Origin of the sequence: Psychrobacter fulvigenes, from assembly GCF_904846155.1 — a bacterium.
Classification (GTDB): Bacteria; Pseudomonadota; Gammaproteobacteria; order Pseudomonadales; family Moraxellaceae; genus Psychrobacter; species Psychrobacter fulvigenes.
This window is the reverse complement of sequence record NZ_CAJGZP010000001.1, coordinates 1,475,753-1,497,556: the sequence shown is the minus strand read 5'-3', so window position 1 is coordinate 1,497,556 and position 21,804 is coordinate 1,475,753. Positions and strand designations below refer to the sequence as shown.

Below are 21,804 nucleotides of genomic sequence, written 5' to 3'. Positions count from 1 at the left end.
ATAAACCAAGGTCATCAATCGATGGCCTTTTTTTATGGTCAAAACTATCCCGTTACCTTATGCGATGTTACCATCTATTATTTATATCAGTAAATAAGTGACAATAGGTGACATTTGAGGCCTCATCTATTACAATAATGACCCTCCGAGAGGTGTTGCACCATAAGAATGGACTTGCGCATTTAAGCTTTACTGTTATGCCAATTTCATCCTATGTTAGGCTCGGTAACTGTTATGTGCTCATTATTTTATCTGAGCACTGACAGCGCAAACAACGGCACCTGCGTTTTTATTCTTTTTATCAATCATTTACCACTGATAGGAGCATATTATGGACGCAGTGTCGAACATACCCTCTGCCCATACGATCGATCCCTCTTTCACTGACTATAAAGTCGCTGACATCAGCCTTGCTGATTACGGCCGCCGTGAAATCACTCTCGCCGAAGCCGAAATGCCTGCCCTCATGGGTTTGCGTCGTCGCTACGAAGCCGAACAGCCACTTAAAGGCGCTAAAATCGTCGGCTGTATCCACATGACCATTCAAACGGCTGTCCTTATCGAGACTTTAGTCGCGCTAGGTGCAGAAGTACGCTGGACTTCATGTAATATTTTCTCAACTCAAGACCATGCTGCTGCAGCCATTGCTGCTGCTGGCATTCCTGTGTTTGCTTGGAAAGGTGAAACCGAAGAAGAGTACGAATGGTGCCTGCGTCAACAAATCCATGTTGGCGGCGAAGAATCTGGTCAGCTTTGGGATGCAAACTTAATCTTGGATGATGGCGGTGATTTGACGGCATTGATTCATAATGAGTATCCGCAAATGCTTGATATCGTCCATGGTGTCTCAGAAGAGACCACCACTGGTGTTCATCGCTTGGTTGAGATGCTTCAAAAAGGCACGCTAAAAGTTCCTGCTATCAACGTCAACGACGCAGTAACTAAGTCTAAAAATGATAACAAATACGGTTGCCGCCATAGCTTAAATGATGCGATTAAACGTGCAACCGATATGTTCCTTGCAGGTCGTCGTGCCTTAGTTATTGGTTATGGTGATGTGGGCAAAGGCTCAGCGCAAAGCCTACGTCAAGAAGGCATGATCGTTCGTGTCTCAGAAGTCGATCCAATCTGTGCCATGCAGGCTTGTATGGACGGCTATGAAGTATTGTCACCATACATCAATGGCGACAATACTGGCGGCGCAGAAGGTATCAACACCCGTCTGCTACAAGATACAGATATGATCGTAACCACCACTGGTAACTACCATGTCTGTGATAAGCATATGCTAGCGGCATTAAAACCTGGCGCTGTCGTTTGTAACATCGGCCACTTTGATACCGAAATCGATACGCAGTTTATGCGTGACAACTGGCGCTGGGTTGAGATTAAGCCACAAGTACATCAAATCTTCCGCTCAGACGATGAAAACGATTATTTGATTTTGCTTGCTGAAGGTCGCTTGGTAAACCTAGGTAATGCCACAGGTCACCCATCACGTGTCATGGACGGCTCATTTGCCAACCAAGTATTGGCACAGATGTATTTGTTTGAAGAAAAATTCGCTGACTTGCCAGCTGATGAGCGTACTGACAACTTATACGTCAAAGTATTACCGAAGAAGCTAGACGAAGAAGTCGCTGCTGCCATGGTTGCAGGCTTCAACGGTACGCTAACCAAGCTGACCGAAAAGCAAGCTGAGTATTTGGGTGTTCCTGTCGAAGGGCCATTCAAGCCTGACGCTTATAAATACTAAGAGGAGTCAGACTGTGAGTAAGCCTGCTTTCTCTTTTGAGTTTTTTCCAGCCAAAACCGAGCAAGGGCACGAAAAGCTACTCAGCACTTACGATGAGCTAAATACGCTGTCACCTTCGTACTTTTCGGTGACCTACGGTGCGGGCGGCTCAACTCGTAGCCGCACCCTAGATATCGTACAAGCATTGTGCGCGCGCGGTGAGACTGAAATTGCGCCGCATATGTCTTGTATTGGTGATGACAAAAGTGAAATCGCTGAGTTGCTCGATCTTTACAAGAGCTTGGGCATTAAGCGCTTAGTAGCACTTCGTGGTGATTTGCCATCAGGTCAGGTCGGCATGGGTGAACTACCGTTTGCCTTAGACTTGGTGAAGTTCATTCGCGAACACTCAGGTGATCACTTCCGTATCGAAGTCGCTGCGTACCCTGAAATGCATCCACAAGCGCGTAGCTTTGAGTCTGATATCGACAACCTAGTCAATAAGTACCAAGCGGGTGCAAACTCATCAATCACCCAGTTCTTCTATAACGCAGATAGTTACTTGTATTTGCGTGATGCCTTAGAAGGCCGCGGTATCGATACCGTTGCGCAGCCATTGGTAGCGGGTATCATGCCGATTACCAACTTTAGCAATCTCGTACGCTTTGCTGATAGCTGTGGCGCTGATATCCCGCGTTATGTGCGTAAGCAACTGGCTGATTTCGGCGATGACCGCACCGCCATTCGCGAGTTTGGCTTTGATGTCGTCTATCGCTTATGTGAGCGTTTAATCTCTGAGGGCGTCCCTGCCATGCATTTTTATAGCATGAATAAGGTTGAGCCAAATAAACGTTTGGTTGAAGCCTTGGGATTGACTGGCTAAACGACACGTGTGTTTATTTCTAAACGACTGGCGCTCTTAGGAGTGCCAGTTTTTTTATTGCTGATGCTTTTTTATCAAAACCACTTTCTTAAAAACAATAACAATGAGCAATGGGCGAAGTATTTTGATAAGAATAACAATACTTTTACCTACTCAATGAATATTCTGCTAATATATTTAAACGGATTATTGTTCGGACTATAGGACTGAAAAACTGTGCGACGTTTTTTTTATGCAACAAATAATGAAACTACAAGCAACACTAACACTACTGATAATCCTAGACTTAGCCGCTTAGCCATTGGTAAAAGCGTCGCTTTAACAGAGAGCATCGTGCATCACTGGTGCCGTGTACTCCGCGCAAATGTCGGTGATAAAGGTATTTTATTCGACGGCTTTGGCGGTGAATATCAAGTACAGCTACAAGAAATCAGTAAAAAACAGGCCACTGTCACTTTACTTGCTCATCTAAGCGATGATCGCGCCGCACCTATTATCAGCAACATAGGGCTGGTCATGAGTCGCGGTGAGCGTATGGATTATGCGATTCAAAAAGCCACTGAGCTTGGAGTAACCGCCATCCAACTTCTCAGCAGCCACCATGGTGAGGTCAACCTAAAAGCTGCGCAAGTGGATAAGAAACTTCTCCATTGGCAGCAAGTGGCCATCGCTGCCTGTGAGCAGTGCGGACTCAATCGGCCACCGCTTATTCTTGCGCCGCAGCCTGTCTCGCAATGGTTAAAGAGCAAAAAAACAGAAACTGATAGCATGATTATTAATCAGAGCGATGATAATAAAAACGCTAGTAACAACGATAATAACGACAACCAGACTATTAGCAGCATATCAGTCAGCCCTATCATGGCAGCGTTAAGTCAGGATGCTTATTATCAAGTGTTACAGCAACCAGCAGATATGCGCCTGCAAATGAGCGTACCAGCAGCTGGACAGCCTGCTATGCCTAAGTCGTTATTAACGGTATTAAAGCAGGACTCGCCTTTTATTGAGCTATTAATTGGCCCTGAAGGCGGGCTCAGCGACGATGAATGTAAACAAGCCGAGGCCGTTGGTTTTGCACCTTGGCAAATTGGGTCAAGGGTTTTGCGGACTGAAACGGCACCGGTGGTTGCTTTAGCCACCCTTGATGCACTTTATCAATTGCAACATAACCACTGATAGGCTTTTATCACCCTTAAAAATCACTATCTATTTAACTTTTATTTATCCACTGTATTTTTACCCTTGAGCATAGTCATGAGCACTTTTAAACAAATATCATTACCCATCAAGCAACAGCTGCTCTCTAAACTATGTGAACGCCTTGACGATGCTATATTTATTCTAGATGCTGAACTGCGCTATCTAGCCATCAATGCTGCCTACGAGGATATGCTCGGTTATGACGAGGCGTTTTTGCTTGGCCGGCCTTTGGGTATATATGCTGCTGAGTTTTTGTCAGAAAAGGAAGCCGCTCTCTTAAGACATATTACCAATCGCCTAGACAGTAATGGTTTCTATGAAAATGAATTTGTTTTAGCCTCTCGTTATGGTCAAAAGATCAACTGTTATATAGCCTTCAATAGAACGTGTATTGAGGCAACCACCTATTATTTTGCTATCATTCGTGACATCTCATCAGCTGTCAAAGACCGACAGCAACTGACCCATTTACTCAATTACAATCAGTTGACAGGCTTAGCCAATCGCAAAGTATTTTTGAGTCATAGCCACGATTTATTAACAACCACTGAGCAACAATTAGTCATCGCTCGAGCCAATATAGATCGCTATCGTACGCTTACCAATAGCCTTGGCCAAGAATTGGTCAACAATCTTATGATAGAGTTTGTCGGTCGGGTCAATAGTTTAGAGCTCAAAAAATTACACTGCTTTGCCCATTTTGGCGGTGATGACTTTGGCTTGCTGTTTGAGTGTAAAGATACCGATATGATCTGTAGTGAGCTTGACAGTATTTTGCAAATGTGTGAACGGCCCTTTAAAGTAAAAGGTAAGGATATCTATCTGCAGATATCTATTGGAGTGAGCTACTATCCTCAAGACGGCAACCAAGTAACCAACTTGGTAAATAAAGCTGAAAAAGCCCTACATTATATTAAGCAGCAAGGTGGTCGCGGTATCTGTCGGTATAGCGATAAGATGAACTATATAGCAATAGATAACTTACAACTTGAGTCTGAGCTGCGCAAAGCAATCAATGACAATCAATTTGAGCCATACTATCAGCCCAAAATCGAGTTAAGTACTGGAGCAATCACAGGCTTTGAGGCATTGGTACGTTGGCGACATCCTAGCCGCGGCCTGCTTTCGCCAAAAAAATTTATCGACGCTATTATCAGACATAAAATGTCGTTTGAGCTGTTTTGTCAAATGGCACTGCAAATAGCCGAGCAACTGTCTATTTGGCAAGACATGGGCTTTACCCAATATGTCAGCATCAATGCCGATGCGGCTGAATTTCGCCATCCTGAATTCTTTGGCTTTGTCAGTCAACTCTTTGATCGCTACCCTATCCATCCTTATCAGCTACACATTGAGGTCACCGAATCCTCTTTAATGCTGCGCCATGCCAATATTAAACAGCAGCTGATTGCACTCAAAGAGTTGGGAGTCTGCTTGGCACTCGATGACTTTGGTACTGGCTATGCGTCATTGAGCTATCTGCAGGAATACCCTTTTGATTTTATTAAAGTCGATAGAAGCTTTATTTCTGAAATCGCTCATAACCGCACTCAACAAGCCATCGTGCAATGCATCTTAGATTTGGCTACGGCTCTCGACATGAGCGCCATCGCTGAAGGCATCGAAACTGAACAACAACGTGATTTGTTATTACAAATGGGTAGCAAGTATGGTCAGGGCTACTGGTTTGGCCGGCCTGTTGCCGCTGAGCTGGCAACCACACTGCTGACTGAATCCCTTCTTAGCAAATAGATACTTAGAAAATAGATAGCTTGATAGCCATTTATGTGATTTATCTTTTATAACAGCCCTATTGTTACGACTTCATTTAATGCCTGTCATTCCTCATATCTCTCTCCTCATTACAATATTCTAAAGTGGTTTTTTGTCCTACAACGTTGATCGAATAAGGATGCAAGAAGGGTTCATGACTTATCAGTATTATGACTAAACTTGTATAATTCTTAGTGAAAGCCTATCTTTTGTCATGAATCTACGAATTACGAATACAGTCATAATTCTTTTATCTCTTCTCAACGTTACTCCATATGACCGATGTCATTATCTATAAAAACTATGGATAATCTGGCATCAGAAAACTATAAACAACGCAGACAGTCATACATTTAGCTATGCCGTCGTTGTCGGTCATATCCCAAAAAAGGACAGAAAGTTATGCAGTACAAAGCTCCCCTACGTGATATCCAGTTTGTGATGCATGAGTTACTTGACAGCGAAAGCCATTACAAGCGTCTGCCAAAGTTTCAAGAGGCCGACCGTGAATTGATGGACAGCCTATTTGAGATGGCTGCAAGCTTTGCTGAAAATGAGCTGTCTCCCTTAAATCAAAGCGGCGATGCTGAAGGCTGTCAGTTTGACAATGGCAAAGTTACGACTCCTAAAGGCTTTAAAGAAGCCTACAAGCAATATTGTGAGCTTGGGTTTCCTGCCTTGACTGCAGAGGAAGCGTTCGGCGGTCAAAACATGCCGTTCTCATTGTCTACTGTCATCAATGAGATGGTCGGTACTGCCAACTGGTCATTCTCTATGTACCCTGGTCTGTCACATGGCGCTATTCAAACCATTGAACATCATGGCACTGATGCGCAAAAAGACACTTATTTAGAAAAAATGGTCACGGGCGAATGGTCTGGCACCATGTGTCTGACTGAAGCACATGCAGGCTCTGACTTAGGTATCATCCGTACCAAAGCAGAGCCTAATGATGATGGCACCTATAGCATCACTGGTCAAAAAATCTTTATTTCAGCGGGCGAGCATGATCTGGCAGAAAACATCATTCATATTTGTTTGGCTCGCCTGCCTGGCGCTCCTGCTGGCACAAAAGGTATCTCACTATTTATCGTACCAAAAGTGATGGTCAACGAAGACAATAGCTTAGGCGAAAACAACCAAGTTACCTGTGGCTCTATTGAGCACAAAATGGGCATTAAAGCCTCTGCGACTTGTGTGATGAACTTCGATGGTGCAACAGGTTATTTGATTGGCCCTGAAAACCGTGGTCTACAGTGCATGTTTACCTTTATGAACGTCGCCCGTATCGGTACTGCTGTTCAAGGTCTAACGGCTGCAGAGTACGCGTTCCAAGGCTCATTGACTTATGCTAAAGAACGTCTGGCCATGCGCTCACTATCAGGTGTCAAAGCGCCAGATAAAGTCGCCGACCCTATCATCGTACATCCAGCAGTCCGTAATATGCTATTGACCGAAAAAGCCTTTGCTGAAGGTGGCCGCGCGTTGGTTTACTACCTTTCACACTTTGCCGATACCGTCGCAAAAGGCGAAGGCGACGAGCTGAAGTTCGCTGACCAAATGCTGTCACTATTGACACCAATTGCCAAGGCTTTCTTGACTGAAACTGGTCTTGAGGCCGCGAACCATGGTGTACAAGTATATGGTGGTCATGGCTTTATCAGTGAATGGGGCATGGAGCAAAACGTACGTGATACACGCATTGCTTGCTTATACGAAGGTACGACTGAGATTCAAGCGCTGGACTTATTAGGTCGCAAGGTTTTGGGCTCACAAGGTAAGATGCTGGCAAACTTTGTCAATATCATCGAAGCCTTCTGTGAAGAAAACATAGACAATGATGAGATGGGTCAGTTTATTCGCCCACTTGCCAAGCATCTAAAAGAATGGGGCGATCTGACCGCACGTATCAGCATGCAAGCCACTGAAAACCCTGACGCTGTAGGCGGCGCTGCCGTTGATTACATGTACTTCAGTGGTTACGTCACCCTCGCCTACTTATGGGCACGTATGGCGTTGGTCGCTCAGACAGCCATAAAAGAAGGTCGCGGCGAAAAAGCATTTTATGATGCCAAGATCAAAACGGCGCAGTTCTACTTTGCCAAACTGCTGCCACGTACTACTACCCACGTACAGCGTATCAGCACGGGTGTTGAGCCGTACATGAGCATGGATGTTGATCAGTTTGCCTTTTAATTAAATGTTTTAACTCTTGATTCAGTACTTAATCTTTTAATTGATTGAGAGCTTGGCAACAATATACCTATCGGCAACATACTTCGGTGTGTTGCCGATTTTTTTGCATACGAGGTTGTTAATGATCTGCAAATTTAAAAGTATTTTAAGCCGTTCATGTTAATTTTTATTAAAAACCACTATTTATACTCCACATGGATTCTATTTGGAGTATAATACCAGCAATCAGAGGTTTTCTTATAAGGAACATTCGATGACAAGCAAGAATACAACGCCTATTCGCACCCGCGCAGGCGAGACAGAAAAGGTCACTATCAATCTAGGTTACGTCGATCTTGGGCAAGTAGATTTGATGGTGCAAGAAGGCTTTTATTCTAATCGCACCGACTTTATCCGCACGGCGATACGCAATCAGCTTACCACCCATGCTGATGTGGTACGTCAAACCGTTGCTCGTAAAACCTTAGAGTTAGGCTTACGTCATTACACCCGCGCCGATCTTGAAGCGGTGCAAGAGCGTAATGAAAAACTACACATTCAAGTATTGGGTCTGGCGACCATCGCTGCTGACGTGACACCAGAGCTTGTGGAGGCCACGATCGAAAGCATTACCGTATTAGGCGTGCTTCAGGCAAGCCCAGAGATAAAAGCCGTATTGGCCAACAAAATGAGCTAAGCATCTGCTTTGACAATTACCCTCAAAATTTATAGACATATAACGGAAAACACCCCATGGATTTTTCAAAATTTAATATGACACCGCCACATCTTAAAGAGGCGATGGAACTGATGAAATCAGGCCGATTAAAAGAGGCCACTACCCTCATTCAAAATAACTTAAGCGGCAACGTATCAGACAGCAATACTACTGACAACACCAGTAATGCCAACACGATGAAAGATGTAACGCCTGATAGACCCACGCTACAAGATAGCGCAACCACAAAAAAAGCAAAGCCTACAGAAAAAGTGAAGTCTGTAAAAAAAGAAAATATGGCAAATACTGAAGAGCTTGCTAGCAAATCATCCAATAAGCTGCCTGAGAGTTTACAAAGTCTTACCGATAAGATTAAGAACTTTAAACTCGACTTGCCATCAGCTATGGATATAAGTGGTATCGGCGCTGGACTTAATACGCATATTGAGCCGACTATTCCTGAGAATGCGCAGTTTCTGAAAGGTACATTTAAGTCCTCTCAAGGCAGTCATGACTACAGACTATATATTCCCTCAAACTATTCACAAGCTGTAGAGCAAAGCTTACAAGTGCCTTTGATAGTTATGCTACACGGCTGCACTCAATCGCCAGAAGATTTTGCCGTGGGCACACGCATGAATGAATTAGCAGAAGAGCACCAGTGCCTAATTGTCTATCCCTCTCAGCCCGCCTCTGCCAACCCCAATCGCTGTTGGAACTGGTTTAGACCTACTGATCAACAGCAAGGTCAAGGTGAGCCTGCATGGCTTGCAGAATTGACTCGATCCGTTGTCAAAGATTACGCAGTGGACCCATCACGGGTGTATATTGCAGGGTTATCTGCTGGCGCTGCTATGGCGGTGATTATGGCTGAGACTTATCCAGAATTGTATGCTGCTATTGGCGTTCATTCGGGTCTGGCTTATCGTAGTGCGACCAACCTACCCTCTGCATTGATGACCATGCGCAAAGGCAGCACCTCCTCTCTAAATCTGGCGCCGAACCACAAGTTTGTGCCTATGATTGTGTTTCATGGCGATCAAGATCAAACGGTAAATATCCGTAATGGGGAGCAGATTGTTGAGCAAGCCAAGCTGCGATTACAAGCACAAAAGACGATATTAGACCGTCAGCAACATGAGATTGGCTCTAAAAAAAGTTATCGTATTACTCAGCTGAAAGTCATTGACGATAAGGGCCTGAATCAATTAGAGTATTGGAAGATTCATGGTGCTGGGCATAACTGGGCAGGTGGTAGCAGTGCTGGGTCATATACAGACCCTAAAGGACCTGACGCTTCGAAAGAGATGATGCGGTTTTTTTTGCAGCATGAACAGACGACTGGTTAAGTAAAAGACAAACCCGATGGGATAAACCATTAGTACTATTGTCTAAAAGTAACAAATGCTTCTATCAAAACTATATCCCTCTTGATGCCGTGCTTGTCTGACAAAAGTGCTAATATAAACCTGCAAGTATTTGGGTTAACTTTTGGTGTACGCATGATTCACTAAGAGATACACAAGATTATTCACTAATTTGCTAAACTTCGTGAGTCATTTACAAAAATACCGTCTCATTAAAAATAAGTTAGTTTTTTTACAGTAAACTCAAAGGAATGTTTATGTCTGTCTATAATGCCCCGCTCACTGATATGCGTTTTATCCTTAATGATGTGTTTAAAGCGCCTGAGTTTTGGCAAAATAACGAAAGCTTGTCCCATGTCGACATAGAAACGGTCGATATGATTTTGGAAGAAATGGCGAAGCTGTCAAAAAATATTTTATTGCCTATCAATCGCACAGGTGATGAGGAAGGCGCAACCTTTGAAGGGGATGGTGTCGTCACGACGCCGACAGGCTATAAAGACGCCTATAAACAGTATGCTGAGTCAGGTTGGGTTGGCCTAAGTGGCGACCCAGAGTACGGTGGTCAGGGCTTTCCTAAGATGGTGACCATGTTGGCCGAAGAAATGGTCTTCACTACCAACCAATCTTTTGCTCTCTACCCCAACCTTACCGTTGGTGCAACCATCTGCTTAAACGCTGCTGCCTCTGAAGAGCAAAAACAAACCTATCTAGAAAAAATGTATTCAGGTGAATGGTCAGGCACCATGTGCTTAACTGAACCTCATGCTGGTACCGACTTAGGTATTATTAAAACCAAAGCCATACCTAATGACGATGGCAGCTACGACATCTCTGGTACCAAAATCTTTATCACTGGCGGTGAGCACGACCTTACTGACAATATCATTCATTTGGTACTTGCCAAAACGCCAAATGCGCCAGAAGGCTCAAAAGGCATCTCGCTGTTTGTAGTACCAAAATTCTTGGTCAATGAAGATGGTAGCTTAGGCGAGCGCAATACCTTGGCAGTCGGCTCTATCGAGCACAAAATGGGTATCAAAGCCTCTGCGACCTGTGTGATGAACTTTGACAGTGCCAAAGGCTGGATGGTTGGTGCTGAGAACACTGGCCTATCTTCAATGTTCATTATGATGAACTACGAGCGTGTCACCATGGGTCTGCAAGGCCTAGGTGGTTCTGAGCTTGCTTATCAAAATGCGGCGTTATACGCTAATGATCGTGGTCAAGGTCGTAGCGATACACAGATTCAAAGCCCAGAAAAACCTGCTGATGCCATCATCCATCATGCCGATGTGCGCCGTATGCTATTGAACGCAAAAGCCAATACTGAAGCCTCTCGTTGCTTTGCCATGTATGTTGCCAAAAATCTTGATGAAGAGAAGTTTAGTACCGATCCTGAGGCCGCTCAAGCTGCAGCCGCTCGTGTTGCGCTGCTAACGCCAGTGGCCAAAGCATTCTTAACGGACAAAGCGCTAGAAGCGACCATTGATTGCCAACAAGTATTTGGCGGTCATGGCTATATCCGTGAATGGGGTATGGAACAGATCGTTCGTGATACTCGTATTGCACAGATTTATGAGGGCACCAACGGTATTCAAGCGCTTGATTTATTGGGTCGTAAAGTCGCTCGTAATAACGGCAAATATGTCACTCACTTCTTGGGTGAGATTCGTGATTTTGTCAATAACATGCAAGCGGAGCACGGTATCAAACAAGCAACGCTAGATGCTGCTGATACAATTGAAGAATTGACCACCAGTGTTCTTAGCAATATCAGTGAACGTAAAAATGAGATTAATGGCTGTGCCGTTGACTACATGCATGCATTTGGCTACCTAGCGTACTCATACATGTTTGCGTTGATGGTGGAAGCCGCTAATGGTAAAGAAGGCGAGTTTTATACCAATAAAGCCAAGCTCGCTGACTATTTCGTTGGTCGCATCTTGCCACGCATTGATGCTCATGCACAGATGGTTAAAGCGGGTAGTGATCCAATGATGAACTTTGATCTTGATTACTTTGACGTACCTGCTAGCTAAGTAGTCATCGAACGCATTCTATAATATTCTAATGAAAGGGACAGTGACGCTACTGTCCCTTTTTTGCCAAAATGACGCTCACAATAACTGCTAACAAAATAATTAACTATCTATGCACGGTTACGATTAGAATAACCCTTATTAAACCTCTCATCACATCATAATAGAATAACAACGATAAAGGGTACAATGTGTCCGAAATAAAACGCATTTTACAGCAGATTACCGCCTTAGCTGACGTACCAGATCCAGCAATGCTTAAGCGCTTAATCCAGGAGCTGCGAGTAACTGAAAAGCAGCCTGCCCTTGCCAATCAGAAAATTCAGACTCTGATCGACATCTTACGTCAACATCCAGAATATGGAGATGGTCTCGCCAGCTTTGTCTTAAAGCTTATCATTCAGTATCGTCAAATCGCCCTTTATACAGATACTGGCATTATGTCGGATGAAGGGTTTTTTAGTAGTTTACGTCGGCTGGTTGGTCACAGGTTTTTGCCGTTACTACCGCAAGATGACTCTGTGGTTGAGCTGGTCGGTTATTTGTTTGATAAGCCCCAAGATGAACGCTGGCTGGCAAATGTCGAAAAAGATAAGTGGGATACCCTCGTAAGCCTTCTTAAAGTGCAAGAAGAACACCTGCATCTGGTAGCCACGGCAAAAAACAATATTTTGAATGCGATTGTGATTTTGTCCTATCGTATTAGCGGGATTGGTCTGCATCCAGACCTGATGGAAGCCTATCCCCAGATATTAAACTACTCCGCCTCCTTTGTCGCACAAAACCAAGAAGCAGTACTGTTTGTCAATCAGTATCGGCAAGCACATGAGCTTGACACTTTGACTGACATTACTCCAGAGCACGCCGTCGACCAAGCGCCCTTACTGGTCATGTTAGAGCAATGTGATGATATCGTCGCCACCGTGCGTAAGCGTATCTATAAAACTGGCATCTCGATTCGTTTGACCAATATGATGTTGCGCCTTGATCAAAGCTTGCAACGTATGCGTATCTTGACGGACTTGGTCGCTGACAAAAGCCCTAATCGCGATAAAGCCATCATAGAGCTGATTCAAACCATCATTACAACGGCTAATCGTCGTTATAGTATCGGCTATTTGATAGACAATAATACCAAGCTACTGTCGCGAAAAGTCACTGAAAATGCCAGCCGTGTTGGTGAACACTACATCAGCACTGATAGAGCTGGCTATCAAAAAATGTTCAAAAAAGCCTCGATTGGCGGATTCTTAATTGCCTTTATGGCGACCCTAAAAATATTGGCTTACCACTTGGCGCTTGCTCCGATGGGACGGGCATTTGTCAACAGTATGATTTATGGTCTAGGCTTTGTATTTATCCACATCGTGCACGGTACCGTCGCGACCAAACAGCCAGCGATGACTGCCGCTGCTATCGCCTCAACCATATCAGATGGCTCTGGCAAAAAATCACATCAACTTACCAAGCTATCGGAGCTGGTAGTCGATATCCTGCGTACTCAGTTCATCGCCATCATGGGTAACGTCATGCTTGCTGTGCCAGTCGCTTTAATCATCTCTTTTGCCTGGCTGCAGTATACTGGCGCACCAATGATCGATAGTAATATGGCGGCAAGCCTCTTACATGATCTTGATCCTTTTTATTCTTTGGCACTCCCTCATGCTGCCATAGCTGGAGTCTATTTATTTTTGTCTGGCCTCATTGCGGGTTACTATGATAATTTGGCCGTATATAATCAAATTGGCGCTCGTATCTATAAACACTGGTTACTGCAATATATGATGCCTAAGTCATGGCTCCAACGCTTAGGTCGTTTTGTTGAGGCCAACCTCGGCGCTATCATGGGTAACTTCTTATTCGGGGTATTCTTAGGGAGTACCGCCACCATAGGTTTCTTATTTGGCTTACCCATTGATATTCGCCATATTGCCTTTGCCTCCGCAAACCTAGCACACGGACTGTTTAACTTATCATCAGCCCAAATCAGCTGGCCTTTAATTTTGGTCTCTATCCTTGGGGTTGCGCTTATCGGTCTCGTCAACCTCATGGTCAGCTTTTCACTGGCCTTAATCGTAGCGCTGCGCTCAAAAGAAGTACGCTTCTTTGAGTGGAGCCGACTTACCAAGTTGGTTTTTGGTCATATTATTAGTCATCCATCTGACTTCTTTTGGCCGCGTGATAAACCCATGAAATATGCGCGTATCGATAGTCAAGGCCATATGATATTTGATGATACGTCAGCACAAAAAGGCGGCAAGGCCTTACCTAATAATTATGTCGTACGGCGTTTGTCTGATGTCAGAGTCCTACCCGAATCTAGGCAGGGCAATGCACAAAGCGCTGACACAGCCACAGATATATACTACGACAACCAGCCAAAGGGTAACCATATACAACCTCATGCCCCGTCTACCAAAGTGGTGGATCTCGATGATGGTCTCGTAAATGAAGAGCTCAATAGTGTGCCCTACACTGATGATATCCAGTACGACAAAATAACAAAGACGCTTGGCGCTATCGATGGTAATACAAGTCATGATTCACAAAGCGCAGATTCAATAAGCAGTTCTGAGAGCAAAGTGGCAGGAGATGCCAAGACACCATTACCGAAACCAAAAAAGCCGCCTAATCTGCCAAGTTAATGCGGCCGTTTTGGTAGTTTGATCGTTAGAGACTTATTTAGGTTAAAAATTATTTATTATGACATCGATTGTTAGAATACGTTCAATGTCTGTATAGGGAATTGAACCCAATTAAGGTATCTTAGCAAGTACTTCTTCATTCAGTGATTTCGGTACCCTAGTGAGGACTTGAATGGAGTCGTGGATTAGAGAGGTTTAACACGGGGTGTTGAGTTTGGTAAATGCGTAGTACTCGTAGATGACGCTCTTGATAATCGGCGTATCAAGAGGCATTAAACGTAAAGTTGAAACCGACTGTCAGTATCTGGTAGTAAGGTCTAAGTAGTACCTTGTGAGCTGTGACGTGTTCGGGGCATAAGTAGTAAAAAAAGCGTCTACCCGCAACGCATGACAAACACTACAGTATATTTTCAACCCCCTGTTGTGTAGGTAAGGGGTCTGACACTCGCCCAATCGGTTCCAATAGGTGGTTCTATTCATTTATGACTATAAGAATAGAGAATTATAAATTTAGTAGTCTACAAATCTTATTCAACAAGGTTAATTTGCCAGTTATTGGCTTGAATGACAATATTAATTTTGCGTAGTTTCATCGCCAGGTCATCGGCTTGCTTTTGTAACTCAGCTACTGAGACCATAATATTCCATTTAATTTCACGATGACTATAACGATCTGCCTCAGTGTCGGTCGCTTCAATTGCTTCAATTAATAGTTTGTGGCGCATCTCCAACGCCTCGCGTTCAACCAATAGCGTCAGCATTGATTGATCTTTATCCGTCTTAGCAACTGCATTGGTACGGTGAATACGTTCAATCAAAGTAGATAGCTCAGTAATGACTTGACTAGCCTCAATCATTAGATGACTTGGATCTTCATTTGGCGTATCGCCTTCTTGAACTTTAGCATTACTACGAATACGTCCTTTAATTTGAGCAAGTTTTTTTTGCATATCGCTACGAATAAGTAGGGCTTCTGCGAGTTTCATTTTTAGCTCCTTTTAACACCTTATTAGTATACCTCAGTGGAACCAGTAATTCCGCGCTTTAAGCCTATTAATAGACCACTCAAAATAGACTGCTATAACAGAACCACTTAAAACAGACCGCTTATCTAGCCTTGTATATCAAGGTTAGATAAGCGGTCATTAAGAGTTTGGACAATGCGCACTTGAGCGAATCACTTTACCATCGCTTAGACGATAAGCCAATAAAGCATTACCCCAGACGCAGCCACCATCAAGCGCACGCGCGTGTGGCAAGTCTACCTCGCCCCTGAGTGCTGCCCAATGTCCAAATAGTATCTTGCGCTCACGTGGCACCTGCCATGCAAACCAGGGCAAAAACCCATCTGGCATATGATCATCTAGACTTGCTGTAAAACTAAACTCAAGCGTACCATCTTGCTTGCAAAGGCGCATACGTGTGAAATAATTGGATATCGCCCGCAGCTTGGTGAAGCCTTCGATATTGTCATGCCAATGATCGGCTGTCTTACTATAAAGTTTAGGTAACAACTTATCGAGTTTCTTTAAACTGCCTCTTAGCGGCACTTCTAACTGCTGCGCATATTCTGCAGCATCATTGATAGACCAATGCGGCGGTATACCAGCATGCACCAATACTGTGTGCTCATCAGGATAGGCTAAAATCGGCTGATGTCGCAACCAATGTAGCAGCTCATCGCTATCGTCTGCAGCAAAAATCGGCGCCGTCTTGTCTTTTTTCTTGATCTTAGTCGCTCCGCGCCATACGGCAAGCAAATTTAGATCATGATTACCAAGCACAGTCGCAGCAGCGCCCTGCTCACTTAACGCTTTGACATGACGTAAAGTACTTAATGAATCTTCTCCACGTGCGACTAAATCACCAGCAAACCATAATTTATCTTGCTTGGGATCAAAGTCTATGGTCTTAAGAAGCTTTTGATACGCAGCATAACACCCTTGCAAGTCACCGATGACGTATTGGTGGCGAAAACTCATAAACCCTCAATAATTACTTAAATAATCTATTTAAACTCTATAACTATCACTCATCGAAAGCAAACAAAGCTCAAACCTCTACACGCTTGGACTGATTGCTTAAAGCCACAAAATCACTGACGCTGAGTGTCTCTGGACGTGCTTGTGGATCGATACCACAGGCAGCAAAGTCCTCTTCAGTCAATGTTGGCAATAGGGTTGAGTTTTTGAAGATGGCACGCAAGGTTTTACGGCGATGATTAAAGGTCTCTCGTACCACAATAGCAAAATACTCTTCATCCTCTGCCACCACTGGTTTATCGATATGCGGCGTGAGACGAAATACAGCGCTGGTGACTTTTGGCGGTGGATTAAACGCACCCCGTGGCACGGTTAACAGATAGTCCGTATCGCAATAATACTGCATGATCACCGACAGACGACCATAAATCTTGCTACCGACATCAGCGGTAATACGCTCGACGACTTCCTTTTGGAGCATAAAGTGCATGTCTTGAATGACCTCAGCGTAACTGAGCAAATGGAACAATATTGGCGTTGAGATGTTGTAAGGCAGATTCCCCACTACACGCAGTTTACCGCGCTCAGGACTATAGAACTCACGATAGTCCACATTCATGGCGTTTTCTTTGACAATCGTAAAGTTAGGATGGCTATTAGCACCAATACGAATACGTAGACTGTCTGCCAAGTCCCGATCCAGCTCGACGACTGTCATGGCATCAACTTCTGCCAATAACGGCTCGGTTAATGCCCCCATACCTGGGCCAATCTCTAGCAAATTATCGTCACGGCTTAAGTGAATGCTATCGACAATCTGGCGGATAATACTGCTGTCATGCAAAAAGTTTTGACCAAAGCGTTTACGCGGTTGGTGCTTGGCAGATCGCAAGCTGGCAGCTAATGTCTTAGCGTCAAACGAGTTTGTGGACATAAAGGATTCTTAATGATTAAAAAATAAAAAACTGTGAATAAATTCAACGTCATAAGAACATTGGATTTAAAGCTTTGTAAGCAGTGTGAAATTATAACACAGCTGACAATCAGACTGTATTTTGGCGTCATATTCAATGCGGTATTTATCACTTACGTTAATGCTTTATCTGCCATCTCATTCGCCATCACTAGCGCTTGATACAAGCTCGTGGCGCTCGCACCGCCCTTGCCAGCCAAATCAAGCGCCGTTCCATGATCGACTGACGTACGGATGTAAGGCAATCCTAGAGTTAAATTGACCGTATCACCAAAGCCGTGTGACTTGAGCACTGGCAAGCCTTGATCGTGATACATTGCAATCACCGCATCACAGCTCTCCAGATGCCGAGAAGTAAACAAGGTATCAGCAGGCATCGCTTCTGATATGTCTACGCCAGCTGCGATAAACTCTTGCAATACTGGATTGATAATCTCGATCTCCTCCATGCCTAGATGTCCACCCTCACCAGCGTGCGGATTGAGACCGCAGACCAAGATACGCGGCGCATCTATACCAAAATTTGAACGCATTTCATCGACAACGATTTGCACAGTTTGACGGACACTGTCTTGCGTGATGGCAGCAGGCACATCTTTTAGAGCCAAATGGGTAGTCACAAGCGCAACTTTCATGGCTTGATTGGCAAGCATCATTACTACTTTATCGCAGCCACTTTGCTGCATAAAAAACTCGGTATGACCACTAAACATGGTGCCATCCAATAACTTAATATTGGCATCTATAAGCGCAGATTTCTGTAGAGGGCCTGTGACGATAGCTGCTACGATGTTGTTTGCTGCCAGTTGGTGAGCGACCTCCAATTGCCGCGCCACCATGATGGCATTATTAATATCGATCCGACCAGCGACCACAGGTGCACCGCAATTGACTTCAAGCAAAGTGAAAGCGTTATTATGACTCTCCTGACTATGATTCTCGCTACTGTTGCCGCCAGTGCCTTCACTTTTATCATCGATAGACAGCGATGACATCTGCTGCGCAAACTCTGCAATATCTATAGGTGCGGCGACAGTTTGCCAAGTTGGAGACTCAGTTAACACGCCAGCAGCGATGAGTTCATCAGCGCGCGCTTGCATGGCCTCATTCTCAGCGAGCACCCAAATAGGCCTAGAAGAATCTTGCAGCTTACCCTCGGCTGCCAACAGTAGCACTACGTCCATACCAATACCAGCTGGCTCGCCTGTGGTAATTAACAACGGTTGTTTTGTCATTATAAAATCATCCTTACTTTATCTTAACTATCAAATATTATTATATTCTCATTAAGTCTAACGCTGTTTAATGTCACGATTTTTACTGCTCAGACTTGAACCCTTATCTCTACATACACAGATACTCACTGATACATCACTGACTAACGCGGTACTGATAGAGCAAGAAAAAATCCTATAATGTGTTAAACTTTCGCTTTTGATTGTAGCACCATTTGTTACACTGCTCTGACGCGTTTTAGTACCACTAATGTAGTGATAGCACTCACTGCTTACGATAATGACAGTTCTTGTTCTCTCTTTATTACCATTTTTTGCATACCTTATTACCGACTTTTAGATAAATTAGGCACTCATGGCAGACTCTAGCAAAACCGACGACTTACTCAATCAGCAGCCGCCACACAATATCGATATTGAAAAGGCGCTACTGGCTTCTTTGATGAGTATCGAAGAAGCCTATGACAAGATTGCCGATATCGTTACCAAAGATGACTTCTACGCAGGACGCCATCAGCATATTTTTGATGCCATCGCTCATCTAGCAGCGGTCAATGAACCCTACGATACCGTGATGGTACATGATTGGCTAGAAGCACAGAAACTGCTCAAATCTGCAGGTGGTGACAGTTATTTGGCTGATATTTTGAGTCAAAGCCCTGCGACATTATTTAACCTGACTGCCTATGCTCAACGTGTACGAGAGTTGTCGACACTGCGCCAATTGATTACCACTGGCAATGATATGTTAAGCCTTGCCTACAACCCCAAAGATCAAACCGTTAGTGATATTTTGGACAATGTTGAGGCCAAAATATTTAGTATTAATGAGCAGCACAATAAACGCGCAGAACAACGCGGCCCCGTTGGTATTACTTCAGTATTGACCAATGTCATTGATAAAATTCAGGAGCTAAAATCCAATCCTGACGGCATGATTGGGTTGCAGACGCCATTTGCTGAGCTAAATAACAAAACCCAAGGGCTGCAAGCTGGTGACTTAATCATTGTTGCGGCGCGCCCTTCTATGGGTAAAACCACCTTTGCGATGAACTTGGCAGAAGGCGTCCTATTCAATGAAGATCTGCCTGTGGTGGTGTTCTCGATGGAGATGCCAGCGGAATCTATCGTCATGCGTTTGCTGTCATCTTGGGGCGCTATCAATCAGACCCATCTGCGTTCAGGACAAATGAACGAAGACGAATGGGCAAAAATGATGAATGCTATTCAACATTTGCAGTCTAAGCATTTATATATCGATGACAGTACCGCATTGCCACCATCAGAGCTGCGCTCACGCTGTCGCCGTATCGCCAAAAACCATGATGGTAAGCTTGGCGCCATCATCGTCGACTATCTACAGTTGATGAAAGTCCCTAGTCTTGATGGCAACCGTGTTGGCGAAATCTCCGAGATTTCTCGAAGTCTAAAAGCCTTAGCGCGTGAGCTTGAATGCCCTGTTATCGCCTTATCACAGCTGAACCGCAGTCTAGAAAACCGACCCAACAAACGTCCTATCATGTCAGATTTACGTGAGTCTGGTGCCATCGAGCAGGATGCGGATTTGATTATGTTTATTTATCGCGATGAGGTTTATAATGAAAACTCAGATCACAAAGGCGTGGCTGAAATCATTATCGGCAAGCAGCGTAATGGCCCTATCGGTACCATACGTTTGGGTTTTGAAGGTCAATTTACCCGCTTTATCAACCTGACACCTGAGTACTATCAAGGTGTTACTTTTGATGATGAATAACGCTTAGCCATGAATGATCTGTACCTGTAATATTCAAAACCCAACCACAAGTTATTTTACACCATAAAATGACTATTAATATCTATAACTGTCGGCCTAAAATACTAATAAAGATCTTAATTATGCGTACTGCTACCGTAACCATTAATCCTCAAGCCCTTACTCACAACTTATTTCAAGTAAAAAAGCGCGCGCCCAATTCCAAAGTATTGGCTATGGTAAAAGCCAATGCTTATGGTCATGGCGTGGCTGCCGTGTTGCCAGCATTGCAGCAAGCAGATGGGATTGGTGTTGCCACTTTTACTGAGGCATTAGAGGCTCGGCAATTAGGCTGGGACAAAACGATTGGTTTGGTTGAAGGCGTGTTTAGCGCCGACGAGTGGCAGCAAGCCATTGATAATGACTGTAGCTGCGTGATTCACCATACACCGCAGTTAGACTGGGCGCTAGCCAATATACCAGCAGCCGAAAGCTCAACACGGCAGGTCTGGATAAAATATAATACTGGCATGAATCGTTTAGGTTTCAATGAAAAAACGGTTGTAGAAGCAGCGCAGCGTTTACATGATGCTGGTTACCAGCTCATTCTCACGACGCACTTTGCCAATGCCGACGATCGCGAGTATCCGCTCAACAGCATACAAATACAGCGTTTTTCTGACATGCTAAGCCACTTACAAGCGCATGTCAGTGCAGATATCAAGGGCTCGTTGTGCAACTCTGCAGGGATCGTAAACTTCTCTGATAATCATTATGACTGGGTACGTCCAGGTATCATGCTCTATGGTAGCTCACCAGTCATTGATCAATCGGCTAAGGATTTAGATCTACAGCCTGCGATGGAGTTCAGTGCGCAGATCATGGCGGTACACACAGTCAGTGCTGGCGAGGCGATTGGTTATGGTAGTCGCTGGACTGCTCAGCAGGATACTAGAACCGCTCTCGTCAGTATTGGTTACGGTGACGGCTATCCGCGTGTCATCAGTGATGATGCTTATGTCATGATGATTGATGCTGCTAGCAACACCAGCTATCCCTGTCCTATTCGAGGACGAGTGGCCATGGATATGATTGTCATTGATTTGAGTGCCGCTCTAGTAGATATTGCGCTTGATAGCAAAGTCGTGCTTTGGGGGGCGAAGCCGCATGTCGATGAGGTCGCTAATCATGCAGGCACGATTGGTTATGAGCTACTATGTAGGCTCAGTGCGCGTCCCCTCCGCAAACTGGCGTAAATTTACCACTGGGTTATTTTAGAAGAATTTTTAGAAAAATTTGGCGTTTACATTGAAACTAATTACGCTATACTAAAAGTTTGTT

Annotated in this window: 15 protein-coding genes; 11 read left to right on the top strand and 4 right to left on the bottom strand. The window is 44.4% G+C overall.

Going from position 1 to position 21,804, the window contains the following annotated elements; all coding sequences use genetic code 11:
* Nucleotides 1-331 precede the first annotated feature (331 nt).
* From ahcY to JMX03_RS06510, 9 genes are all read left to right on the top strand, one after another.
* Nucleotides 332-1,756, top strand: coding sequence for an adenosylhomocysteinase (gene ahcY / locus JMX03_RS06550; RefSeq protein ID WP_201574869.1), 1,425 nt, complete (start codon nucleotides 332-334; stop codon nucleotides 1,754-1,756).
* A gap of 13 nt (nucleotides 1,757-1,769) precedes the next feature.
* The gene (locus JMX03_RS06545; RefSeq protein ID WP_201595365.1) at nucleotides 1,770-2,618 is read left to right on the top strand and encodes a methylenetetrahydrofolate reductase; all 849 of its coding nucleotides are present in this window, start codon (nucleotides 1,770-1,772) and stop codon (nucleotides 2,616-2,618) included.
* 216 nt (nucleotides 2,619-2,834) lie between these two features.
* Nucleotides 2,835-3,794: a 16S rRNA (uracil(1498)-N(3))-methyltransferase gene (locus JMX03_RS06540; RefSeq protein WP_201595363.1), complete on the top strand. Its 960-nt coding sequence runs from the start codon at nucleotides 2,835-2,837 to the stop codon at nucleotides 3,792-3,794.
* Nucleotides 3,795-3,872: 78 nt separating this feature from the next.
* Nucleotides 3,873-5,570: a putative bifunctional diguanylate cyclase/phosphodiesterase gene (locus JMX03_RS06535; RefSeq protein ID WP_201595361.1), complete on the top strand. Its 1,698-nt coding sequence runs from the start codon at nucleotides 3,873-3,875 to the stop codon at nucleotides 5,568-5,570.
* Nucleotides 5,571-5,993: 423 nt separating this feature from the next.
* Nucleotides 5,994-7,787 carry an acyl-CoA dehydrogenase C-terminal domain-containing protein gene (locus JMX03_RS06530; RefSeq protein WP_201595359.1) on the top strand — a complete coding sequence of 598 codons (1,794 nt, stop codon included), beginning with the start codon at nucleotides 5,994-5,996 and terminating at the stop codon, nucleotides 7,785-7,787.
* 253 nt (nucleotides 7,788-8,040) lie between these two features.
* Nucleotides 8,041-8,463 (top strand): CopG family transcriptional regulator, encoded by a 423-nt coding sequence (locus tag JMX03_RS06525; RefSeq protein WP_201595357.1) that lies wholly within the window; start codon nucleotides 8,041-8,043, stop codon nucleotides 8,461-8,463.
* A gap of 56 nt (nucleotides 8,464-8,519) precedes the next feature.
* The gene (locus tag JMX03_RS06520) at nucleotides 8,520-9,833 is read left to right on the top strand and encodes an extracellular catalytic domain type 1 short-chain-length polyhydroxyalkanoate depolymerase (protein WP_201595355.1); all 1,314 of its coding nucleotides are present in this window, start codon (nucleotides 8,520-8,522) and stop codon (nucleotides 9,831-9,833) included.
* 275 nt (nucleotides 9,834-10,108) lie between these two features.
* A complete protein-coding gene (locus JMX03_RS06515; protein ID WP_201595353.1) occupies nucleotides 10,109-11,893 on the top strand; it encodes an acyl-CoA dehydrogenase C-terminal domain-containing protein in 1,785 nt (594 codons plus the stop codon).
* 191 nt (nucleotides 11,894-12,084) lie between these two features.
* Nucleotides 12,085-14,538, top strand: coding sequence for a site-specific recombinase (locus JMX03_RS06510; protein WP_201595351.1), 2,454 nt, complete (start codon nucleotides 12,085-12,087; stop codon nucleotides 14,536-14,538).
* Between the two features lie 527 nt (nucleotides 14,539-15,065).
* Here JMX03_RS06510 and JMX03_RS06505 read toward each other — a convergent pair.
* The 4 genes from JMX03_RS06505 to pdxA form a co-directional block, all read right to left on the bottom strand.
* Nucleotides 15,066-15,524, bottom strand: coding sequence for a DIP1984 family protein (locus tag JMX03_RS06505; protein ID WP_201595349.1), 459 nt, complete (start codon nucleotides 15,522-15,524; stop codon nucleotides 15,066-15,068).
* Nucleotides 15,525-15,683: 159 nt separating this feature from the next.
* On the bottom strand, nucleotides 15,684-16,520 hold the full coding sequence (locus JMX03_RS06500; RefSeq protein ID WP_201595347.1) for a symmetrical bis(5'-nucleosyl)-tetraphosphatase: 837 nt from the start codon (nucleotides 16,518-16,520) through the stop codon (nucleotides 15,684-15,686).
* Between the two features lie 70 nt (nucleotides 16,521-16,590).
* Nucleotides 16,591-17,454 carry a 16S rRNA (adenine(1518)-N(6)/adenine(1519)-N(6))-dimethyltransferase RsmA gene (gene rsmA / locus JMX03_RS06495; RefSeq protein WP_201595345.1) on the bottom strand — a complete coding sequence of 288 codons (864 nt, stop codon included), beginning with the start codon at nucleotides 17,452-17,454 and terminating at the stop codon, nucleotides 16,591-16,593.
* A 152-nt stretch (nucleotides 17,455-17,606) separates the two neighbouring features.
* A complete protein-coding gene (pdxA, locus tag JMX03_RS06490) occupies nucleotides 17,607-18,731 on the bottom strand; it encodes a 4-hydroxythreonine-4-phosphate dehydrogenase PdxA (protein ID WP_406947740.1) in 1,125 nt (374 codons plus the stop codon).
* A 352-nt stretch (nucleotides 18,732-19,083) separates the two neighbouring features.
* Between pdxA and dnaB the strand changes: the two genes are divergently transcribed.
* Together dnaB and alr are read left to right on the top strand one after the other, a co-directional pair.
* Entirely contained in the window at nucleotides 19,084-20,484 is a 1,401-nt protein-coding gene (gene dnaB / locus JMX03_RS06485) for a replicative DNA helicase (RefSeq protein ID WP_201595341.1), read from the top strand.
* A gap of 122 nt (nucleotides 20,485-20,606) precedes the next feature.
* Nucleotides 20,607-21,719 carry an alanine racemase gene (gene alr, locus JMX03_RS06480; protein WP_201595339.1) on the top strand — a complete coding sequence of 371 codons (1,113 nt, stop codon included), beginning with the start codon at nucleotides 20,607-20,609 and terminating at the stop codon, nucleotides 21,717-21,719.
* Nucleotides 21,720-21,804 lie beyond the last annotated feature (85 nt).